Source organism: Bradyrhizobium paxllaeri, from assembly GCF_001693515.2.
GTDB classification, from domain to species: domain Bacteria; phylum Pseudomonadota; class Alphaproteobacteria; order Rhizobiales; family Xanthobacteraceae; genus Bradyrhizobium; species Bradyrhizobium paxllaeri.
In genome coordinates, this window is sequence record NZ_CP042968.1 from 702197 (window position 1) to 723031 (window position 20835).

The 20835-nt window shown below is 63.6% G+C and carries 17 protein-coding genes; 11 read left to right on the top strand and 6 right to left on the bottom strand.

Going from position 1 to position 20835, the window contains the following annotated elements; translation table 11 throughout:
* The first annotated feature begins 130 nt into the window (after positions 1 to 130).
* Complete coding sequence (locus LMTR21_RS03290; protein WP_430642526.1) at positions 131 to 1900, top strand: acyl-CoA dehydrogenase family protein; 1770 nt, start codon at positions 131 to 133, stop codon at positions 1898 to 1900.
* A 49-nt stretch (positions 1901 to 1949) separates the two neighbouring features.
* Positions 1950 to 3038 (top strand): Zn-dependent alcohol dehydrogenase, encoded by a 1089-nt coding sequence (locus tag LMTR21_RS03295; protein ID WP_065751375.1) that lies wholly within the window; start codon positions 1950 to 1952, stop codon positions 3036 to 3038.
* Between the two features lie 117 nt (positions 3039 to 3155).
* Here LMTR21_RS03295 and LMTR21_RS03300 read toward each other — a convergent pair whose 3' ends face one another.
* Together LMTR21_RS03300 and LMTR21_RS03305 are read right to left on the bottom strand one after the other, a co-directional pair.
* Positions 3156 to 3509 (bottom strand): nuclear transport factor 2 family protein, encoded by a 354-nt coding sequence (locus LMTR21_RS03300; protein WP_065751374.1) that lies wholly within the window; start codon positions 3507 to 3509, stop codon positions 3156 to 3158.
* A 126-nt stretch (positions 3510 to 3635) separates the two neighbouring features.
* Positions 3636 to 5108, bottom strand: a complete 1473-nt coding sequence (locus LMTR21_RS03305; protein ID WP_065751373.1) for an amidase — start codon at positions 5106 to 5108, stop codon at positions 3636 to 3638.
* Positions 5109 to 5284: 176 nt separating this feature from the next.
* Here LMTR21_RS03305 and LMTR21_RS03310 point away from each other — a divergent pair, with 176 nt between their 5' ends.
* Positions 5285 to 6280 (top strand): ABC transporter substrate-binding protein, encoded by a 996-nt coding sequence (locus LMTR21_RS03310; protein WP_065751372.1) that lies wholly within the window; start codon positions 5285 to 5287, stop codon positions 6278 to 6280.
* Between the two features lie 11 nt (positions 6281 to 6291).
* Here LMTR21_RS03310 and mbfA read toward each other — a convergent pair whose 3' ends face one another.
* The 4 genes from mbfA to LMTR21_RS03330 all read right to left on the bottom strand — a co-directional run bounded on the left by mbfA (position 6292) and on the right by LMTR21_RS03330 (position 11570).
* On the bottom strand, positions 6292 to 7263 hold the full coding sequence (gene mbfA, locus LMTR21_RS03315; RefSeq protein WP_065751371.1) for an iron exporter MbfA: 972 nt from the start codon (positions 7261 to 7263) through the stop codon (positions 6292 to 6294).
* Between the two features lie 84 nt (positions 7264 to 7347).
* Entirely contained in the window at positions 7348 to 8499 is a 1152-nt protein-coding gene (locus LMTR21_RS03320) for an alpha/beta fold hydrolase (RefSeq protein ID WP_065751370.1), read from the bottom strand.
* Between the two features lie 276 nt (positions 8500 to 8775).
* A complete protein-coding gene (locus tag LMTR21_RS03325; protein ID WP_065751369.1) occupies positions 8776 to 10320 on the bottom strand; it encodes an acyl-CoA synthetase in 1545 nt (514 codons plus the stop codon).
* A 77-nt stretch (positions 10321 to 10397) separates the two neighbouring features.
* Positions 10398 to 11570: an acetyl-CoA C-acetyltransferase gene (locus LMTR21_RS03330; protein WP_065751368.1), complete on the bottom strand. Its 1173-nt coding sequence runs from the start codon at positions 11568 to 11570 to the stop codon at positions 10398 to 10400.
* A gap of 148 nt (positions 11571 to 11718) precedes the next feature.
* On the opposite strand from LMTR21_RS03330, the gene LMTR21_RS03335 reads away from it, so the two are divergent.
* The 8 genes from LMTR21_RS03335 (at position 11719) to LMTR21_RS03375 (ending at position 20791) form a co-directional block, all read left to right on the top strand.
* A complete protein-coding gene (locus LMTR21_RS03335; RefSeq protein WP_065751367.1) occupies positions 11719 to 12390 on the top strand; it encodes a TetR family transcriptional regulator in 672 nt (223 codons plus the stop codon).
* A gap of 64 nt (positions 12391 to 12454) precedes the next feature.
* Positions 12455 to 13213 carry an SDR family NAD(P)-dependent oxidoreductase gene (locus LMTR21_RS03340; protein ID WP_065751366.1) on the top strand — a complete coding sequence of 253 codons (759 nt, stop codon included), beginning with the start codon at positions 12455 to 12457 and terminating at the stop codon, positions 13211 to 13213.
* A gap of 197 nt (positions 13214 to 13410) precedes the next feature.
* Positions 13411 to 14217: an enoyl-CoA hydratase/isomerase family protein gene (locus LMTR21_RS03345; RefSeq protein ID WP_065751365.1), complete on the top strand. Its 807-nt coding sequence runs from the start codon at positions 13411 to 13413 to the stop codon at positions 14215 to 14217.
* Positions 14218 to 14257: 40 nt separating this feature from the next.
* Entirely contained in the window at positions 14258 to 16129 is a 1872-nt protein-coding gene (locus LMTR21_RS03350; RefSeq protein WP_065751364.1) for an AMP-binding protein, read from the top strand.
* Between the two features lie 160 nt (positions 16130 to 16289).
* Entirely contained in the window at positions 16290 to 17417 is a 1128-nt protein-coding gene (locus LMTR21_RS03360; protein ID WP_065751363.1) for an acyl-CoA dehydrogenase family protein, read from the top strand.
* A 102-nt stretch (positions 17418 to 17519) separates the two neighbouring features.
* Complete coding sequence (locus LMTR21_RS03365; protein WP_065751362.1) at positions 17520 to 18767, top strand: acyl-CoA dehydrogenase; 1248 nt, start codon at positions 17520 to 17522, stop codon at positions 18765 to 18767.
* Positions 18768 to 18830: 63 nt separating this feature from the next.
* Complete coding sequence (locus LMTR21_RS03370) at positions 18831 to 20075, top strand: acyl-CoA dehydrogenase (RefSeq protein ID WP_065751361.1); 1245 nt, start codon at positions 18831 to 18833, stop codon at positions 20073 to 20075.
* Between the two features lie 2 nt (positions 20076 to 20077).
* Positions 20078 to 20791 carry a nitroreductase gene (locus tag LMTR21_RS03375; RefSeq protein ID WP_065751360.1) on the top strand — a complete coding sequence of 238 codons (714 nt, stop codon included), beginning with the start codon at positions 20078 to 20080 and terminating at the stop codon, positions 20789 to 20791.
* The last annotated feature ends 44 nt before the right edge of the window (positions 20792 to 20835 follow it).

The following is a 20835-nucleotide window of genomic DNA, read 5'->3' on the forward strand; positions in this document are numbered from 1 at the left end:
TTTAGGAACCCGATTCCGCCTGGCAATCGGGCGGCCCTCCAATTATGCGTGTTGACGGCGCGTCCGCCTGCGTTATCGGTAGATGATCAAGATCGGGCGGAACGAACAAGGGCCAAAAATGCATCCACTCATGCAAGATCGCGGAGCGGCGTCAGCCAGCCAGCCGGGATTGCTCGCGCCTGACACGACGGGCATGAATTTCTATCGGGCCGATCCGGCGTTGACGGATCTGCTGCGGCTGCATCTATCAGATGCGCTGTTCCGCCATATCGAGCCGCATCTCGACCGCCTCGGTGAACTCGCTGGCGGTTATCTCGACGAATGCGCGCGGCTCGCCGATCGCCACACGCCGGTGCTGCACCAGCGCGACAAGTTCGGCCGCGATACCCAGTATATCGAATACCACCCGGCCTATCGCGAGCTGGAAAAGGCTGCGTTCGGCGAGTTCGGCATTCACGCACTGTCGATCCGCAAGGGCATCATGGGCTGGCCGGACAAATATCCCGTCGTGGCCAAGCACGCCTTCACCTTCCTGTTCAATCAGACTGAATTCGGCATGGGCTGCCCGATCAACGTCACCGACGGTTGCGCAAAGCTGCTCAACAATTTCGGCAGTGACGCGCTGAAGGCAAAATATCTCGACGGCCTGACCCAGACCGACATGAGCAAGCTGACCCAGGGTGGCCAGTTCATGACCGAGAAGGAAGGCGGTTCCGACGTCGGCACGCTGACGACGCGGGCCGTGCAGGAAGGCGATCACTGGCGCCTGTATGGCGAGAAATGGTTCTGCTCCAATGCCGACGCCAAGGTGGTGATGCTGCTGGCGCGCCCGGAAGGCGCAGGCCCCGGCACCCGCGGCGTGGGGCTGTTCCTGATGCCGCGCTTCCTCGACGACGGCTCGCAAAACCACTACCGGATCGTGCGCCTGAAGGACAAGCTCGGTACCCGCTCGATGGCCTCGGGCGAGATCAAGTTCGAAGGCGCGATCGCCTATGCGGTCGGCAAGCTCGATCGCGGCTTCGTGCAGATGGCCGAAATGGTGAATTCATCGCGGCTCTCCAACGGCGTCAAATCCACCGCGCTGATGCGGCGTGCGCACCATGACGCGATGACGGTGGCGAAGAACCGCGTGGTGTTTGGCCAGCGTATCATCGACCTGCCGCTGGCACGGCGGCAATTGATGAAGATCATGCTGCCGACCGAGCAGGCGCTGTCGATGAGTTTTCTCACCGCAGACGCGCTCGACCGCGCGGAAGCCGGCAGCCAGGATGCGGCGGCGCTGCTGCGTATCCTCACCCCGACGCTGAAATTCCGCGCCACGCGCGATGCGCGCAAGGTCTGCGGCGATGCGTTGGAGATGCGCGGCGGCATCGGCTACATCGAGGAATTCGCGACCGCCCGGCTGCTGCGTGACGCCCATCTCGGCTCGATCTGGGAAGGCACCGGCAACATCGTCGCGATCGACACGCTGACGCGCGCGGTCGGCCGTCACGGCGCCGATGCCGCGCTCGCCGCCGATCTGCATGCCCGTCTCGACGACAGCGCCAACGTGCCGCAGGCGTGGCGCAATCGCCTGCGCGAACTGACCGACCGCGCGGTTGGCTTCGCGCGCGAAATCGCCAGCCGCAGCGACAATGAGGGCGATGCGCGGCGCGCCACCAGCCTGCTTTATCAGGTTGCCAGCGCCGTCGCGCTGGCTTGGGAAGGCGGCCGCATTCACGAGATGCGTGGCGATGCACGGCGGCTGCTGCTGTCGCGGATGGTAATCGACCATCGCGTCTCGACGGGCGATCCGTTCCGCTTAACGGAAAATGCCACCCAGCGCGCCATCACCGACCACCTGCTCGGCGATCGCGACGTCGGCATGGCCGAGGTTGGCGAATTGCTCGTCGCAGCGTAGGCTGATTTCAATACTGGTTCAAAAATAACAGAAATATAGGGAGCACCCGATGAAGGCCGCCGTTCTGCATGAAGTCAACCAGCCGCTGGTGATCGAGGATGTCAGCGTGCCGAACCCCGGCCCGCGCGAAGTCCTGATCCGCACCCGCGTCGCCGGCCTCTGTCACTCCGACCTGCACTTCATGGAAGGGCTCTACCCGCATCCGCTGCCCGCCGTGCTCGGGCATGAATCCGCCGGCGTGGTCGAGAAGGTCGGCCCCGACGTCACCTACGTAAAGCCGGGCGATCACGTCGTGACGTGTCTCTCCGTGTTCTGCGGCACCTGCGACAACTGCACCACCGGCCGCACCGTGCTCTGCACCGACACCACCGTGAAGATGCTGCCGGGTGCGTCCAACCGGCTGTCCTGGGCGCGGTCGGAGAAGCTCAACCAGTTCCTAAACCTGTCGTCCTTTGCCGAGCAGATGCTGGTGCACGAAAACGCCATCGTCAAAATCCGCAAGGACATGCCGCTGGAGCTGGCGGCGCTGATCGGCTGCGGCGTCATCACCGGCTACGGCGCCGTGGTGAACACCGCAAAGGTTCAGGCTGGCGAGACCGTGGCGGTGATCGGCTGTGGCGGCGTCGGCATGGCCGCGATCAATGGCGCCGCGATCGCGGGCGCCGGCCGTATCATCGCGATCGACACCAACCCCGCCAAGCTGCAGCTTGCGACCAAACTCGGCGCCACCGACATCGTCGATCCCGCGCGGGGCGACGTGGTGCAGCAGGTGCGCGAGCTCACTGGCGGCGGCGTGCATCATTCCTTCGAGGTGCTGGGCCGCAAGGAAACCGCCGAGCAGTCCTTTGCGATGCTGGCGGCCGGCGGCACCGCGACCATCGTCGGCATGATCCCGTTCGGCCAGAAGATCGAGCTGCACGGCTTCGACTTCCTGCGCGAACGCCGCATCCAGGGCTCGTCGATGGGCTCCAACCATTTCCGCGTCGACATGCCCCGCCTCGTCGAGTTCTACATGCGCGGCAAGCTACACCTGGAAGACTGGATTTCGGCCAAGCTGAAGCTTTCCGAAATCAACGAGGGCTTTGCCAACATGAAAGCCGGCAAGACGCTGCGCAGCGTGATCGTGTTTGATAGCTGACGACAACGTCGTCATCCCGGGGCGATGCGAAGCATCGAACCCGGGATCTCGAAGTTATGTGCGGCACAAGATTCCGGGTTCAGCCCTGTCGGGCTGCCCCGGAATGACGCCCATAATTCACCGCGACACATGCGCTGACACGGCCAGCCACTTCCCGTTCTGCCTCGCCCAGCAATCGGTATAGCGCCCATGCGCCTGCTGGCCGTCCGCGGTCGTATAGCGGGTGGCGGCGTGGATGATGGCGAAGTCGCCGAGCACGCGAATCTTGACGTCGTGCGCGGTGAGATTCTTGATCGTCACCGGCACGGCGGTTTGCTTCAGGAACGCCGCGCGGTCGACCAGCGACTTGTCGGGATTCGAGCAATAGAAGTCGGCGGCAAGAATTTCGTCGAAGCGTTTGACGTCGGAGTTCTGGACTGAATTCACGTAATCGCGGTTGAGGGCGGTGAGTTCTTCGATGTCTTTGCTCATCGGATTTCCTTCGCTCCATCCTTCGTCATTGCGAGCGCAGCGAAGCAATCCATGCCGCCGCTTGCGAGATATAGATTGCTTCGTCGCTGCGCTTCTCGCAATGACGCCGCAGGTAAGTTTCGCTCCTCAATCGTCAAACATCGGCGGCGGTTTGAACCCTCCGAACTCCCGCTCGATCAGTTCGGCGAGCTTCAGCGGCGTGCGGTCTTCCAGCCAGGGGCCGACGACCTGCACGCCGACCGGCAATCCACCTGGTGAAAATCCGGTCGGGATCGCGGTGGAGGGTAGGCCGGGTAGCGTAGCGATGCCGGGCCAGGAGAGCATGTCGGGATAGACGTGTTCCTTGCCGTCGATCCTGATGCGGCGCTTTTCCTGATCATCCGAATGATCGTGCGGATAGGCCGGCGTCGGCATGATCGGGCAGATCACAGCATCATAAGTCTTGAATAATTCGCGCCATTGCGCGCGCAGGCGCGCACGCGCGCCGTCGTCCATCAGCCAGTTGCGGTGGCTTTGCGCTATGCCGCGCAGGCGTTCGGCGGCGAGGCTTGTCTCGCTCGCCGGCAGCGCGGCGACGGCGGCCTGCGCGCCGGCATAGACCTCCGGCGGGAAGGAGGCGCCGAGGAACGACATCAGCATCCGCATGTAGAGGCGGGATGTCTCGGCAAAGTTCGGCAGCAGCGGGCTGTTGCGCTCGATCCTGACGCCGGCCTTTTCGAGATTGGCAGCGAGTTGGTGGATCGTGCCGCGCACCACCTCGTCGGTCGGCATCACCGGATCGGTATCGACCACCAGCACGCGAAAATCCTTCAGCGCGGCGTGACGTGGAGCCGGCAGTGCGAGCGTGTAGCCCTTGCCGGCCTCCAGCGGATCGGGGCCGGCGATGGTGTCGAGCAGCAGCGACAGATCGGCGGCGCTGCGTGCCATCGGGCCGATCACGGCGAGGTCGCGATCGATCGGCAGCGGCTGGAACGGCGGCGGCGTGTGGCCGCGGCCGGGCACCAGTGCAAAGGTCGGCTTGTGCGCGTAGACGCCGCAATGGAACGCGGGCACGCGCAAGGAACCGCCGATGTCGGAGCCGAGCGACAGCGGGCCGTAGCCGGCCGCGAGCGCGGCCGAGGATCCGCCGGACGAGCCGCCCGGCGTGCGGCCGAGATCGAAGGGATTGTTGGTGGTGCCGTAGATCTCGTTGTAGCTCTGCCAGTCGCCGAGCCCGAGCGGGACGTTGGTCTTGCCGAGGATGACGCCGCCGGCGTCCTTGACGCGCGAGATCGACAGCGCATCCTCCACAGGCCGGAAGTCCTTTTGCGCCGGAATGCCCCAGGTCGTCGGCAGCCCCGCGATATTGTAGGATTCCTTCACGGTCAGCGGGATGCCGAGCAGCGGCTTCCTGACGCCGCGCGCCAGTTCGGCGTCGGCGGCGCGGGCGGCGGCCAGGCCGCGCTCGAAATCGCGAACGCACATCGCGTTGATCTTCGCATCATGCCGTTCGATGCGGCCGATCGCGTCCTCGGCGAGTTCGACCGCGGAGACCTTCTTCGCTGATAGTGCGGCCGATAATTCGACGGCGGTCTTGAAGCTCCATTGCGATTTGGCCACGGCGTACTCCCCGCTCTGTTTCGATGAAGGCTGCGGATGATGCTCAGTTTGAGCGCACGCGGCAAGAGCAATGGCTGTACAGTGGCGGTTCGGTCGCGCTGCTACCCCTTGGCGAAGCCGCCGTTTGCGCGCTAATCTGCCGATCAACAAAAAATGAAAATAGCGGGGAGGCTCCGATGAGATCGGCGTGCATCGCAGTGATGGCCATCACGATCGGCAGTGCGACGGTGCCGGCGCGCGCCGCGGAAATCAGGTTGGCCGAACAATTCTCGATGGGCTACCTGCAATTCAACGTCATGAAGCGCGACAGACTGATCGAGAAATACGCCACGCAACGCGGCCTCAAGGATTTCAAGGTTTCCTGGCAACGCTTCAACGGCCCGGTGGCGATGAACGAGGCGCTGCTGTCGAATTCGACTGACATCGTCAGCGGCGGCGTGCCCGGCCTGATCACGCTATGGGACAAGACGCGGGGCACCTCGTTCGAGGTCAAAGGCATCTGCGCGCTGAGCTCGCAGCCGTTCCTGCTCAACACCGCCAATCCCGCGATCAAGTCGATCAAGGATTTCACCGAGCGCGACCGCATCGCGGTGCCTTCGATCAAGGTATCGGTGCAGGCGGTGCTGCTGCAGATGGCGTCAGCCGCCACCTTCGGCGATGAGAACTACGCCAAGCTCGATCCGCTCACCGTGTCGATGTCGCCGCCGGACGCGACCATTGCGCTCTTGAGCGGCGCGGGCGGCATCAGCTCGGCCTTCAGCGTGCCGCCGTTCCAGTTCCAGCAACTGGAACAGAACAACATCCGCACCGTGCTGTCGTCGTTCGATGTGCTGGGACCGCACACGTTCACGGTGGCGTGGACCTCGGCGCGGTTCCGGAAGGAGAATCCCGAACTCTACGCCGCCTTCCTCGACGCGGTGAAGGAGGCGACCGCGATCATCGCGGCCGATCCGAAGGGGACCGCGCAAAGCTGGATCAACGACAGCAATTCCAAGCTGCCGCTGGAAATGGTGACCAAGGTGGTGACCGCTTCCAATGTCGAATGGACGATGACGCCGGCCGCGACGATGAAATTCGCAAAATTCATGCGCCGGGTCGGCACCACGAACAACGAGCCGGCCACGTGGAAGGAGATGTTCTTCCCCGAGATCGGCGATCTGAACGGGAGCTGACGCGGAAGCTCCTAAGCCGCCCCGATCAATATCCCCACCGCCAGCACGATTGCTCCGCCGAGCACGATCTGGAACACCGCCTGCAGGAACGGCGTGTCCATGTAACGTGCGCGGATGAAGGCGATCGCCCATAATTCGAAGAACACGATGATGCAGGCGATCGCGGTCGCGATCCAGAACGCATTCGGCCAGGAGTCGGGAACGAGATAGGGCAGCGTATGGCCGATGCCGCCGAGCGTCGTCATCACCCCGCAGGTGATGCCGCGCAGCCAGGGAGAGCCGCGCCCGGTCAGCGAGCCGTCATCCGACAGCGCCTCGGCAAAGCCCATGCTGATGCCGGCGCCGATCGAGGCGGCCAGCCCGACCAGAAACGTCTGCCAGTTCTGGTGCGTGGCGAAGGCCGCGGCAAACAGCGGCGCCAGCGTCGAGACCGATCCGTCCATCAGTCCGGCCAGCCCCGGCTGCACATATTGCAGCACGAACATCCGCCGGCGCGTCTTGTCTTCTTCGGCGCGCACATCGGGGCTGAGGATCTCGCCCGTCAGCTTGACCGCCAGCCTCTCGTGGTGCTTCTCCTCCTCGGCGAGATCCCCGAGCAAGCGGCGGACGCCGACGTCGTCCGCCTTCTCGCTGGCCTTGGCGTAGAAGCGCTCGGCCTCGAGCTCCATCGTCTCGACTTCTTTCCGGATGGTGTCGAGCGGCAGGTTCTTGGTCAGCCAGATCGGCCGTCGCCGCAGGAATCCCTTGACGTCCTCGCGACGGATCGGCGGCAGATGTGAGCCAAAACGCTTCTCATAGAGTTCGAGCAGGCGGTGCCGATGGCCGCGCTCTTCTTCCGCCATCTCCTCGAACACTTTTGCCGAGTCCGGATAGCGCTCCGCGAGGTCCTCGGCGAAGGTCATGTAAATGCGGCTGTCTTCTTCCTCGGAAGAGATCGCAACGGCCAGCACTTCGCGCTCGGTCAGATCGGCGAAATTCTTCACGGAACGCCTGCCTTTTCTTAATTTAGAATCATTCTAATATCGGCGTTTGCCGTGGTCAATTGTGGGGCGTGCCCGGGCCTTCGTCTAACTGCTCGCCTTCGTCCCTCGCAGGAATTGCACCAGCAACCAGCTCACCTTGTTGGCCTGCTCCTGCTGCACCCAGTGGCCGGCGCCGTCGACGAGATGGCAGCCGATCATGTTCGTGCAGGCCCTCGACTGCATCGTCTCGTACACGCCGGGGCGTTGATAGGTGCCCCAGTCCTGCTTGCCCGAGATGAAGGCGGAGCGCACGTCGATGGTGCGGCCCGACCATGTCTGCAATTCCGGTGTGAACGCGCCCGAGGTGCCGCAACGATACCATTGCAGACCGCCCTGGAATCCGGTGCGTTCATACTCGGCGCTATAGAAAGCCAGCTCGCTGTCCGGCAACCATTTATTCCCGGCGATTTCTTCCGGCGAAGGCATTTGCTCGGCGACCGTGGCGGCCATGTCCTTGGCGTGGTCCATCACGTAGTAGGTCGGCAGCTTCGCGATTTCGTCCGCGGTCCATGATTTGAGCGGATAGGGCTTGTTGTCCTTCCAGTCCGCGCTCTTGTGATGATAGTAGGCGCGCAGGAAATCATGCACGCCCTGCGGCGCGTGGTGCATGTCGTCGTTGGCCTCGCGCGTCGAATAGTACCATTGATAATGTTTGCGCGGGCGCGGCAGCGCGGCCAGATCGCGATGAATGGGATCATCGCTGCGTCTGGCAGGCTCGCTCACCGTGTTGAACGGCAGCGGCGGCGGGCCGCCGAACGGCGCGCTCATCATGACGACCGAACGAAACACATCGGGCCGGATCAGTGCGCACCATGCCGCGACCGACGAGCCGAAATCATGACCGATCACGGCGTCGACGCTTCTGTAGCCGAACGCCGACACCAGCCCGAGCATGTCGCGCACCAGATTGGGGAGCCGGAACGAGGCGAGATCGCCGTCGTAGTCTGGATCCCATCCGGTGGTGCGGCCATAGCCGCGCTGGTCCGGCGCTATGACGTGATAGCCGGCCTCCGCGAGAATCGGCATCACCCTGCGCCAGGAGAAGGCGAGTTCGGGGAAGCCGTGCAGCAGCAGCACGCAGGGCCGGCCGCGGGTTTCGAAGCCAGCTTCCAGCACATGCATGCGCAGGCCGTTGATGTTCTCGATGTAGCGCGAGCGGATGGAGGCGGGCAGCGGGATATCGGGGAGGGTGGTCATAATGGATTCGCCTTTCTCTCCCCTCTCCCCTTGTGGGAGAGGGTGGACGCGATGCGCAGCATCGCGGACGGGTGAGGGGTCTGTCTCCGCGGATAGAGACCCCTCATCCGCCTCCGCGTTCCGCGAAGGCACCTTCTCCCACAAGGGGAGAAGGGAAGGAAGGACGAAAATAATCGCGGCATTTCGTAGGGTGGGCAAAGCGTAAGCGTGCCCACCATTCTTTGCGCGGATCAAATGGTGGGCACGGCGCTTTGCGCCTTTGCCCGCCCTACGATTCTACGCCTTCGCCGCCGGCTTGGGCCAATAGCGGTCGCGCAGATGCCGCTTCACCAGCTTGCCGGTCGGCGTGCGCGGCAATTCCGCCTCGAAGTCGATGCTTTTCGGGCATTTGATTGGCGACAGATGTTTGCGGCAGAACGCGATTAGTTCGACCTCGAGCGCCTTGCCCGCTTTTGTCATATCGTGCGGCTGCACCACGGCCTTGACCTCTTCGCCCATCTCTTCGTTCGGCACGCCAAATACCGCAACGTCGGAGACGGCGGGATGGGTGATCAGGACGTCCTCGGTCTCCTGCGGGTAGATGTTCACCCCGCCGGAGATGATCATGTAGCTCTTGCGGTCGGTGAGATAGAGATAGCCTTCGTCGTCGAGATAGCCGACGTCACCGAGCGTCGACCACCCCTTATCGTTGTAGGCCTTCTTCGTCTTCTCGGGATCGTTGTGATAGGCGAAGGCGGGCGCGTCGGCGAAGTAGACGGTGCCGATTTCGCCGGTCGGCCGCTCCTCGTCGTTCTCGTCCAGGATTTTCACCTTGCCGACCACGGCGCGGCCGACGGTGCCGCGATGGGTGAGCCATTGCTGCGAGGTCGAGACCGTGACGCCGTTGCCTTCGGAGCCGGCGTAGTACTCGATCAGGATCGGCCCCCACCATTCGATCATTTTTGCTTTCACGTCGACCGGGCAGGGCGCTGCGGCATGGATCGCGCCCTTCAGGGTCGAGACGTCGTAGCGGGCGCGCACTTCGTCGGGTAGCTTCAGCATGCGCACGAACATGGTCGGCACCAGCTGCGACTGCGTGACCTTGTATTTTCCGACCAGCTTCAGGAATTCCTCGGCGTCGAAGTGCTCCATGATGATGGAGGTGCCGCCGAGCGTGATTGCCATCATGTTGAAGCGCAAGGGAGCGGCATGATAGAGCGGCGCCGGCGACAGATAGATGCTGTCGGAATTCATGCCGCACATGTCGGCGCAGAGAATTTTCAAGAGCGGATTCGGCACGTCGATCGCCTTGCCCTCGAACTCCTTCTTGATGCCCTTCGGCCGCCCGGTGGTGCCCGACGAATAGAGCATGTCGTAGCCGGCGACCTCGTCCGCGATCGGCGTCACGGGCATCGCAATCGCTTCCCTGTCGAAGGAGCGGAAGCCGGGCGCGGGCTCATCCACCATGAAGAACAGCGGCTCGCCGGGTTCGCCCTTGATCAGCCCCGTGACCTTGTCGGCGCATTGCGGCGTGGTGATGAAAACCTTGGCGCCGCAATCCTTGACGATGTAGGCGATCTCTTCCTCGGTGAGGTAGCGGCTGATCGCGGTGTAATAGAGACCCGCACGCTGCGCGGCCCAGCAGATCTCCATGAACGCCAGCCGGTTCTCCATCAGGAAGGCGATGTGGTCGCCGGCCTTCAACCCAAGTGAACGGAACAGATGCGCGCCTTGGTTCGAGAGCTCGTCGAGCTCGCGATAGGTGATCGCCTTGCCGGTCGCCGCCATCTGATAGGCGATCTTGTTCGGCTGGGTGCGGGCGTAGACGGACGGATGGGTCATGGGTGTTTCCTCAATAAGAAAATGGCGAGCAGGAAGCGCACTTCCTGCCCGCCAGTCGCCGATCGCCTTTGTTGTTCTTAGAGTCGCTCGACGATCGTAACGTTGGCCATGCCGCCGCCTTCGCACATGGTCTGCAGGCCGTAACGCTTGTTGTTCTGCTTCAGGGCATTCACTAGCGTGGTCATCAGCTTGGTGCCGGAGCCGCCGAGCGGATGGCCGAGCGCGATCGCGCCGCCATTGACATTGAGCCTTGAAGGGTCGGCGCCGGTCGTCTTCAGCCATGCCACCGGCACCGCGGCAAAGGCTTCGTTGACCTCGAACAGGTCGATGTCGTTGATCGACATGCCGGCCTTTTCCAGCGCGCGCTTGGTGGCATGCAGTGGCGCGTCCAGCATGATCACGGGATCGCCGCCCATCATGGTCATGTGATGGATGCGCGCCAGCGGCTTGACGCCGAGCGACTTCAGGCCCTTCTCGTTGACGACCATCACGCCGGAGGCGCCGTCGCAGATCTGGCTGGCGCTGGCGGCGGTGTGTTTGCCGTTTTCCGCGATCAGCTTGACGCCCTTGATGCCATCAAGGCTGGCGTCGAAGCGGATGCCTTCGTCGATATGGTGGGTGTCGGTCGAATTGTCGGCGCGGGTGATCTGCAGCGGAACGATCTCGTCCTTGAACTTGCCGCCTTGCGTCGCCGCGATCGCGCGCTGATGGCTGTTGTAGGAATATTCGTCGAGCTGGTCCTTGGAGAGGCCGTACTTCTCCGCCATCATCTCCGCGCCGGTGAACTGGCTGAACACGATGTTCGGATACTTTTGTTCGATGCCCGGGCTCTTGTAGTGGCCAAAGCCGTTCTTGGCGGGCAGCGACGAGGCGAGACCCATCGGTACGCGCGTCATCGATTCCACGCCCGCCGCAATCACGATGTCCATGCTGCCTGCCATCACCGCCTGCGCCGCAAAGTGCAGCGCCTGCTGCGAGGAACCGCACTGGCGGTCGACCGAGGTCGCGGGCACGCTCTCAGGAAGTTTCGAGGCCATCACCGCGTTGCGGGCAATGTTGTTGGACTGTTCTCCGGCCTGCATCACGCAGCCCATGATGACGTCTTCGATCTGGGCGGGATCGACGCCGGAGCGATCGACCAGCGAATTCAGCACGGAAGCGGCGAGATCGGCCGGGTGCCAGCCCGCGAGACGTCCCCCCTTGCGGCCGCCCGCGGTGCGCGCAGCGGCGACGATATAGGCCTCGGCCATTCCTGTTCTCCCTGATCGTTGTTGGTGAGTTTTCGAAGATGGGGCGGATTAAAGGGGTGTGTCGGGATTTAGTCAATCAATCAATTAACTCTTGAGTGCAGCCGCGGCATGCGCTTATGTGCGGTCAGATTTCCCGCCCTCAGCCGTGATGAGATCGCCGTTGAATACCAGCGTACCGACCAGGCTTGCGAACGGCAAAAATACCACCGCCGAGAAGCTGCTTGTCGCCGCGAGCGAACTGATGATCGAGCGCGCCTCGATCGAGGTCTCCCTGTCCGACATCGCGCAGAAGTCGGGCGTCAACGCCGCGCTGGTGAAATATCATTTCGGCAACAAGGACGGCCTGTTGCTGGCGCTCCTGGCGCGCGATGCCGCGACCGAGATGTCGCAGCTCGAATACCTCATCAGCCAGCCGATCACGCCGACCGCGAAACTGCGCCTGCATATCGGCGGCATCATCCGCGCCTATCACCAGTTCCCCTATATGAACCGGCTGATCCACTATCTCCTGCACGAGAGCAGCGCGGAAGCCGCCGACGAAGTCTCGCAATTCTTCGTCGCGCCCTTGCTGAACTTCCACCGCCGCCTGCTCGCCGAGGGCGTCAAGGCCGGCGAGTTCCGCGATATCGATCCGGTGCTGTTCTACACCAGCCTGATCGGCGCCTGCGATCACCTGTTCTTCGGCCGCCACGCGATGTCGCGCGCGACCGGGGTGGGTCCCGTCACCGACGAAGTCTGCCGCGACTACATCAAGCACATGGAAGCGCTGATCTTCGGCGGCATGCTGAACGGGAAGGAAAAGGGTGCCGCCGCCGGATGACGAAAGCGACACTTCAGTAGCCTGCAAATCCAGAGAAGAAACGCACCAAGGAAAGGTAGTTACCATGCAGTTGCAAGACGTAGCCGTTCTCATCACCGGCGGTGGCTCGGGCCTCGGCGCCGCGACCGCCCGCGCCATGGCCGCCAAGGGCGCGAAAATCGGCGTCATCGACCAGAACAAGGAAAACGCCGAGAAGGTTGCTGTCGAGGTGAAGGGCATAGCTCTCCACGCCGACGTCACCGATGAGGAAGCGATCAAGGCGGCGATTGCCAAGGCCGAAGCCGCGCACGGCATCGCGCGCGTCTTGATGAATTGCGCCGGCATCGGCGGCTCGCAGCGCGTCGTCGGCAAGGACGGCGTCTATCCGCTGGCAAAGTTCGTCCGCATCATCAACGTCAATCTAATTGGCACCTTCAACGTGCTACGCCTGTTCGCCGAGCGCCTCGCGACCGCGCCGCCGATCGGCGAGGAGCGCGGCGTCGCCATCAACACCGCATCCGTCGCCGCCTATGAAGGCCAGATCGGCCAGATCGCCTATTCGGCATCGAAGGGCGGCGTCGTCGGCCTGACGCTGCCGGCTGCGCGCGACCTCGCCAGCCTCAAGATCCGCGTCAACACCATCGCGCCCGGCCTGTTCCTGACGCCGCTGCTGATGGGCCTGAACGAAGAGGCCCGCAAGAGCCTCGGCGCCCAGGTGCCGCATCCGGCCCGCCTCGGCGACGCCTCGGAATACGGCAACCTCGCGGTTCACATCGTCGAGAACCCGATGCTCAACGGCGAGACCATCCGCCTCGACGGCGCCATCCGCATGGCGCCGCGGTAGGGCGTTCTTCCCTTCTCCCCTTGTGGGAGAAGGTGGCAGCGAAGCTGCCGGATGAGGGGTTCTATCCACGAAGAAAGATCTATCGCGGAGCCAACCCCTCACCCAATCGAATGCACGGCTAATACCGGCGTAGCCCTCTCCCACAAGGGGAGAGGGCAGCAATGAGCGCCGCAACTCGCGGATGCAGGGAGCGCCTCGTGACTCAACCGCTGCTGATCGCACATCATGACGGGGCCGATTGGGTCACCCTCAATCGCCCGGACAGCCTCAACGCGCTCGATCCTTCGTTGATCGACGCATTGAACACCTATTTCGAAGGCCTGCAACGCAACCGTTCCACCCGCGTCGTGGTGCTGAAGGGCGCCGGCGCCTCGTTCTGCGCCGGGCTCGATCTGAAGCACGCGATGAAACGCCGCGCCGGCCAGCAGGAGCCGCCCGGCGTCACCGAGTCATTGGACTCGCAGCGGCGCATCGCCGACATCGTGATGCTGATGCGGCGTTGCCCGCAGCCGATCATCGCGCTGATCCAGGGTGCGGCCGCCGGCGGCGGTTTTGCGCTGGCGCTTGCCGCCGACATCCGCATCGCCACCCGATCGGCGCGGATGAACTGCGCCTTCATCAAGCTCGGTCTCGGCGGCTGCGACATCGGCACCTCCTACTTCCTGCCGCGCCTCGTCGGCGTGTCGATCGCGTCCGAATTGATTCTCACCGGCCGCTTCATCGGCGCCGAGCGCGCGCTCGCGGTCGGTCTCGTTTCTGAAGTGGTTGAGGAAGGCGGGCTCGATGCCGCGGCCGAGCCTTACGTCGATGCGATGATAACGGCCTCGCCGGTGGGCTTAAGGCTCTCCAAGGAATGCCTCAACATGAGCGTTGATGCCGGCTCGATCGAAGCCGTGATCGCGATGGAAGACCGCAATCAGGTGTTGTGCAGCCGTTCCGAAGAATTCAGCGAAGGCATCAGGGCCTTCCTTGAGAAACGAAAGCCTGTCTATATCAGGCGATGACGACAAGATCCGCAAAGGACCGAATTCCGGGAGACGCAATATGGGTGGGAGTGCAGCGAAGGTGCTGACAAAGCCGGCCTTCCGCAAGATCGAGTGGCTGCCGCGCGACATCGCGGTCGAGCGTCGTCCTGATGGCGTCGTCATCCTGAAGTCGCGCATTCCGCTGCAGCCTTACGAGAAGCACATTCCGGCGTCGCTCGCGAAATGGGCGAGCGAGGCGCCCGAGCGTATCTGGCTGGCGCAGCGTGGCGGCGCCGACCGGCAATGGCGGAAAGTTTCCTACGGCGAAGCCAAGCGCATCGTCGACGGTCTGACGCAGGGCTTGCTCAATCTCGGCCTCGGCGAGGGCCGTCCCGTCGCAATCCTCTCCGGCAACTCCATCGAACACGCGCTGATGACGCAGGCCGCAATGCAGGCGCGCGCTCCCGCAGCGCCAGTGTCGCCGGCCTATTCGCTGATGAGCCAGGATCATCTCAAGCTCAAATATCTCTTCAACCTGATCAAGCCTGCGGTGGTGATGGTGCAGGACGGGCCGACCTTCGAGAAGGCCTTGAAGGCGCTCGATCTCACCGGCGTCACCGTCGTGCACGTGTTGCGGCCGTGCGAGGGTATCAAGAGCCTGTCGTTTACCGATCTCGCCGCCACGCCGGTAACGAACGCAGTCGAGGAATCGATCGCGAAGATCACACCGCAGACGATCGGCAAGCTGCTGTTCACCTCGGGCTCGACCGGCATGCCCAAGGCCGTCATCAACACGCAGGAAATGATGTGCGCCAATGCGGCGATGATGATGCAGGTCCGCCCGCGCGATCCCAACGGGCCGACCTCGATCGTGCTGGACTGGATGCCGTGGAATCACACCATGGGCGGCAACGCTGCGTTCCATCCGATCCTGGTCGATGGCGGCACGCTCTATATCGACGACGGTCGGCCGATGCCGGGCCAACTCGAGGAGACCCTCCGCAATCTCCGCGAGGTTTCGCCGACCTATTATGCCAACGTGCCCGCAGGCTACGCGGCGCTGGCGGCGGCGATGGAGCAGGACGACGCGCTGTGCCGCAGCTTCTTCAAAAACCTCTCCATCATGGGCTATGGCGGCGCGCGGCTGCCTGACGATCTCTACGATCGCATGCAGGCGCTGGCGGTGAAGGCCACCGGCGAGCGCATCGTGTTCTATACGGGCTGGGGCTCGACCGAGACCGCGCCGACCTCGACCGGCACCTATTGGGACACCGAGCGCGTCGGCCTGATCGGCCTGCCGTTCCCCGGCGTCGAACTGAAGCTGGTGCCGTGCGGCTCGAAATACGAGCTCCGCCTGCGCGGCATCAACGTCACGCCTGGCTATTTCGGCCAGCCTGATCTGACGAAGAAGATGTTCGACGAGGAAGGCTTTTACTGCATCGGCGATGCCGGCGTGTTCGTCGATGACAGCGATCCGCTGCAGGGCATCATCTTCGCCGGCCGCGTCGTCGAGGACTTCAAGCTGACCACAGGCACTTTTGTGCACGTCGGCTCGCTGCGCACGGATGCGATCGCGGCTGCGACACCCGTCGTGCACGACGCGCTGGTCGCAGGACAGGATCGCGAATTTATCGGACTGCTCGCCTGGCCCAATCTGCATGCCTGCCGGCAAATCGTTGGTAATCCCGATGCGGCGTTTGAAGAGGTGATCAAGCATCCCGAGGTGATCGCCTGCCTCAAGCGCGGGCTGGAAGCGCACAACGCCTCTACTACCGGCAGCAGCATGCGGATCGCGCGCGCCATGCTGATGGCCGAGCCGCCCTCGATCGACGGCAACGAACTCACCGACAAGGGCTACATCAACCAGCGCGCCGGCCTCGAACGCCGCGCCGCGCTGGTGGAGAAGCTTTACGCCGACAAGCCCGGCGAAGATGTGATTGTGCTGCAATGAAAACGACGCTCTCTCCATCCGTCATTCCGGGATGGTCCGAAGGACCAGACCTCAGATGCGCAATTGCGCATCGGGGAATCTCGAGATTCCGGGTTCGATGCTCCGCATCGCCCCGGAATGACGGCAAACAAATAACAGCAAGCCAAGAAGGTAAGCCGCCATGAACTTCGATTTCTCCGACGACCAGAAACAGATGCGCGACGCGGCGAGGAAGTTCCTCGCCGAACAGTGCCCGCCGAAAGCCGTTCGCGAGGTGCTCGACGGCAAGGCCGCCTATGACAAGAAGCTGTGGCAGGGGCTCGCCGAGATGGGCTTCCTCGGCGTTGCGATCCCCGAAGAATTCGGCGGCGCGGGCGCCGGCCATCTCGAGCTCTGCGTGATCGCCGAAGAAATGGGCCGCGCCAACGCGCCGGTGCCGTTCTCCTCCACCGTCTACCTCGCCGCCGAAGCGTTGCTGCTGGCCGGTTCTGACGCGCAGAAGCGGAAATGGCTGCCGAAGATTGCCTCGGGCGAGGCGATCGGTACGCTGGCGCTGTTCGAGGGCAAGGGCAATCCGTCGTCCAAGGCGATCAAGCTGCAGGCTTCCGGCGGTACGCTGTCAGGCGTGAAGAAGCCGGTGCCGGACGGCGCGATTGCCGATTTCGCCGTCGTCGCCGCGCGCACCGGCTCCTCGGGGCGCGATTCCGACATCTCGCTGTTCCTGGTCGACCTCAAGGCCGGCGGCGTGGAGGTGAAGTCGCTGACCAATGTCGATCCGACAAGGGGGCAGGCCGAGCTCGCCTTCAAGAACGCCAAGGCCGAACCGCTCGGTGCGGCCGGCGAAGGCTGGAGTATCCTCACGCAAGTGCTGGACCGCGCTGCCGTGCTGCTCGCGTTCGAGCAGGTCGGCGGCTCCGACCGTGCGCTGGAAATGGGCCGCGACTATGCGCTCGATCGTATCGCCTTCGGCCGGCCGATCGGCTCGTTCCAGGCGGTGAAACACATCCTCGCCGATATGTATGTCTCGGCGACGCTGGCGCGCTCGAACTGCTATTACGGCGCCTGGGCGCTCTCGACCAACGCTTCCGAATTGCCGGAGGCCGCAGCGGCCGCGCGCATCAGCGCGACGCAGGCGTTCCAGCACTGCTCCAAGAACAACATCCAGGTGCACGGCGGCATGGGTTTCACCTGGGAGTTCGACTGCCACATGTACTATCGCCGTGCTAACGCCACAGCGCTGACGCTCGGCAGCCTGTCGTACTGGGAAGATCAGTTGATCGACCGCATGCGCAAGAAGAACGCGGCTTGATGAGTCATTCCGGGGCGATGCGAAGCATCGAACCCGGAATCTCGAGATTCCGGATCGACCCGCTTCGCGGCTCGTCCGGAATGACGGACGAGAGGATAGAACATGAACTTCGACGACACCCCGCAGGAAGCCGCATTCCGCGCCGAGGCCAAGGCGTGGATACAAGCCAACGCGCCGAAGCAATATGAGGAAGAACTTCGCAAATCCTCTCTCGGCCGAACCGTCCTCAAGGGCGCCAATATTCTGGAGGTCGCAAAGGCCTGGCAGAAGAAGAAGGCCGATGCCGGCTGGGCCTGCCTGCACTGGCCGAAGGAATATGGCGGCCGCGGCGCTTCACCGATCGAGCGCGTGATCTGGCAGCAGGAAGAGGGGCCGTTCGGCAAGCTTTCCGGCATGTTCATCATCGGCCATGGCATGTGCGGGCCGACCATGATGGCGTTCGCCGGCGAAGAGCAGAAGCGCAAATATCTGCCGCCGCTGGCGTCAGGTGAAAAGGTCTGGTGTCAACTATTCTCCGAACCCGCCGGCGGCTCCGACGTCGCAGGGCTCCGTACCCGCGCCGAGAAGAAGGGCGACGACTGGATCATCAACGGCCAGAAGATCTGGACCTCGGGCGCGCATTATTCGGACTACGGCATTTTGCTCACGCGAACCGATCCGACCGTGCCGAAGCACAAGGGGCTCACCATGTTCTTCCTGGACATGAAGAGCCCCGGCGTCGAGGTGCGGCCGATCAAGCAGGCGAGCGGCCAGTCCGACTTCAACGAGGTCTACTTTACCGACGTGAAGATTCCGGATTCGCAGCGGCTCGGCGCCGTCAATGACGGCTGGAACGTTTCGCTGACGACGCTGATGAACGAGCGCATGTCGATCGGCGCCGGCGTCGCGACCGGTTTTCCCGAACTGTTCGATTTCTGCAACAGCCTGATGCTGGAGGATGGGCCGGCGATCGAAGACCGCAGCGTCCGTTCCAGGCTGGCGAACTATGCCGTGAAGGCGAGTGGGCTGCGATACACCAGCATGCGCGCGATCTCGGCGCTATCGAAGGGCGAGCGGCCGGGGCCGGAAAATTCCATCGGCAAACTGGTGGCGGGATCGATGGTGCAGGAAGTCGCGATGTACGCGCTGGACCTGCAGGGCGCCGCCGGCGTGTTGAGCGGGCCGGAGGACGCCGAAGTTGCCGGCAAATTCCAGGCGATGCTGCTGCGCGCGCCCGGCACCCGCGTCGAGGGCGGCACCGACGAGATCATGCGCAACATCATCGCCGAGCGCGTGCTCGGTTTGCCCGGCGATATCAGGGTCGACAAGGACGTGCCGTTCAACCAGATCCCGACCAAGGGAAGGGCGTAGTTATCGTCATTCCGGGTTCGCGCCAAGGCGCGCCCCGGAATGACAAGAAAAAAGGAAGCCGCCATGAACTTCGACGACACCCCGCAGGAAGCCGAGTTCCGCGCTACCGCCCGCAAATGGATCGAGGCCAACGCCCCGAAGCAATATGAGGCGGAGCTGTCAAAATCCTCGCTCGGCCGTATCCGGCTGGAGAAGGAAGAGATCGTCGATGTCGGCAAGGCCTGGCAGAAGAAGAAGGCCGAAGGCGGCTGGGCGTGTTTGCACTGGCCGAAGGAATATGGCGGCCGCGGCGCGACGCCGATCGAGAAGGTGATCTGGCAGCAGGAAGAGGGTGTCTACGGCAAGCTGACGCAGCCGTTCCAGATCGGCGAAGGCATGTGCGGGCCGACGGTGATGGCGTTCGGCAGCGAGGAGCACAAGCGCTACTATTTGCCGAAGCTTGCGTCCGGCGAGCACATCTGGTGCCAGTTGTTCTCCGAGCCGGCCGGCGGCTCCGACGTCGCGGGCCTGCGCACGCGGGCGGAAAAGAAGGGCGACAACTGGATCGTCAACGGCCAGAAGATCTGGACCTCGGGCGCGCACTATTCCGACTACGGCCTTTTGATCACGCGCACCGATCCCAACGTGCCGAAGCACAAGGGCCTGACGATGTTCTTCCTCGACATGAAGAGCAAGGGCGTCGAGGTGCGGCCGATCAAGCAGGCCAACGGCATGCAGGAATTCAACGAGGTCTATTTCACCGATGTCGTGATCCCGGACAGCCAGCGTCTCGGCGCGGTCGGCGACGGCTGGAACGTGTCGCTGACCACGCTGATGAACGAGCGCATGTCGATCGGCTCGCGGCTCGCGACCGGCGTCCCCGAGATGTTCGAATTCTGCTCGAATCTCATGCTCGAGGATGGGCTCGCGATCGATGATCCCGCGGTGCGCTCCAAGCTCGCGAGCTGGGCGGTGAAGTCGAACGGGCTGAAATACACCAGCTACCGCGCGATCTCCTCGCTGTCGAAGGGCGAGCGGCCGGGTCCGGAAAATTCCATCGGCAAGCTGGTGTCGGGCATGATGCTGCAGGACATCGCGGCTTACGCGATGGATCTGCAGGGCGCGGCCGGCGCGCTGACCGGCACGGATGAGGAAATGGTTCACGGCCAGTTCCAGCAGATGCTGCTGTCTTCACCGTCGATGCGCATCGCCGGCGGCACGGATGAAATCCTGCGCAACATCATCGCCGAGCGCGTGCTTGGTTTGCCGGGCGACATCCGCGTCGACAAGGACGTGCCGTTCAACAAGATCCCGACCAAGGGACGGTAGCCATGGACGCAAAAGCGCCGAAGGCGCGCCATTCGACCGCCGATCGCATCGGCGTGCTCGAAGAGCTCCTGAACGAGCGCTACTCCGTGCGCGCATTCCAGCCCCGCGAGGTGCCGCGCGCGACCATCGAGCAGATCTTGAAGGTAGCGCAGCGCACGGCGTCCTGGTGCAACAGCCAGCCCTGGCAGGTGCTGATCGCGAGCGGCGAGGCCAAGGAGGCGTTTCGCAAGGCGATCTATGCCGAGGCGGCCTCCGGCGCCAGGGACGACCACGACTTCAGGCCGCCGCGCGAATATCTCGGCGTCTATCTCGAGCGCCGTCGCGAGAGCGGCTTTCAGCTCTACAACACACTCGGCATCGCGCGCGGTGACAAGATGGGCTACGCCAAGCAGGCGCTGGAGAACTACAATTTCTTCGGCGCGCCGCATGTCGCGATCATCCACACCGACGAGCCGCTCGGCATCTACGGCGCGGTCGATTGCGGCGCCTATGTCTCGAACTTCATGCTGGCGGCGCAGGCGCTCGGCCTCGGCACGATACCGCAGGCCGCGCTGGCGCGGCATTCCGGGCTGATCCGGCGACACTTCAAGCTGGCCGATGATCGCAAGGTGGTCTGCGGCATTTCCTTCGGCTTTGCCGATCATTCCCACAAGATCAACAGCTACCGCACCTCGCGCGCAAGCGTGGGGGATACGGTGACATTCGTGGACGAGTAACTCGTCGTAGACGCCACAAACTCGTCATGCCCGGACGTGATCTG

Excerpts from the sequence above, each read along its gene's own strand:
- LMTR21_RS03290 (WP_430642526.1), top strand. The coding sequence starts at position 131 with ATGCAAGATCGCGGAGCGGCGTCAGCCAGCCAGCCGGGATTGCTCGCG.
- LMTR21_RS03295 (WP_065751375.1), top strand. The coding sequence starts at position 1,950 with ATGAAGGCCGCCGTTCTGCATGAAGTCAACCAGCCGCTGGTGATCGAG.
- LMTR21_RS03300 (WP_065751374.1), bottom strand. The coding sequence starts at position 3,509 with ATGAGCAAAGACATCGAAGAACTCACCGCCCTCAACCGCGATTACGTG.
- LMTR21_RS03310 (WP_065751372.1), top strand. The coding sequence starts at position 5,285 with ATGAGATCGGCGTGCATCGCAGTGATGGCCATCACGATCGGCAGTGCG.
- LMTR21_RS03320 (WP_065751370.1), bottom strand. The coding sequence starts at position 8,499 with ATGACCACCCTCCCCGATATCCCGCTGCCCGCCTCCATCCGCTCGCGC.
- LMTR21_RS03325 (WP_065751369.1), bottom strand. The coding sequence starts at position 10,320 with ATGACCCATCCGTCCGTCTACGCCCGCACCCAGCCGAACAAGATCGCC.
- LMTR21_RS03330 (WP_065751368.1), bottom strand. The coding sequence starts at position 11,570 with ATGGCCGAGGCCTATATCGTCGCCGCTGCGCGCACCGCGGGCGGCCGC.
- LMTR21_RS03335 (WP_065751367.1), top strand. The coding sequence starts at position 11,719 with ATGAGATCGCCGTTGAATACCAGCGTACCGACCAGGCTTGCGAACGGC.
- LMTR21_RS03340 (WP_065751366.1), top strand. The coding sequence starts at position 12,455 with ATGCAGTTGCAAGACGTAGCCGTTCTCATCACCGGCGGTGGCTCGGGC.
- LMTR21_RS03350 (WP_065751364.1), top strand. The coding sequence starts at position 14,258 with ATGGGTGGGAGTGCAGCGAAGGTGCTGACAAAGCCGGCCTTCCGCAAG.
- LMTR21_RS03360 (WP_065751363.1), top strand. The coding sequence starts at position 16,290 with ATGAACTTCGATTTCTCCGACGACCAGAAACAGATGCGCGACGCGGCG.
- LMTR21_RS03365 (WP_065751362.1), top strand. The coding sequence starts at position 17,520 with ATGAACTTCGACGACACCCCGCAGGAAGCCGCATTCCGCGCCGAGGCC.
- LMTR21_RS03370 (WP_065751361.1), top strand. The coding sequence starts at position 18,831 with ATGAACTTCGACGACACCCCGCAGGAAGCCGAGTTCCGCGCTACCGCC.
- LMTR21_RS03375 (WP_065751360.1), top strand. The coding sequence starts at position 20,078 with ATGGACGCAAAAGCGCCGAAGGCGCGCCATTCGACCGCCGATCGCATC.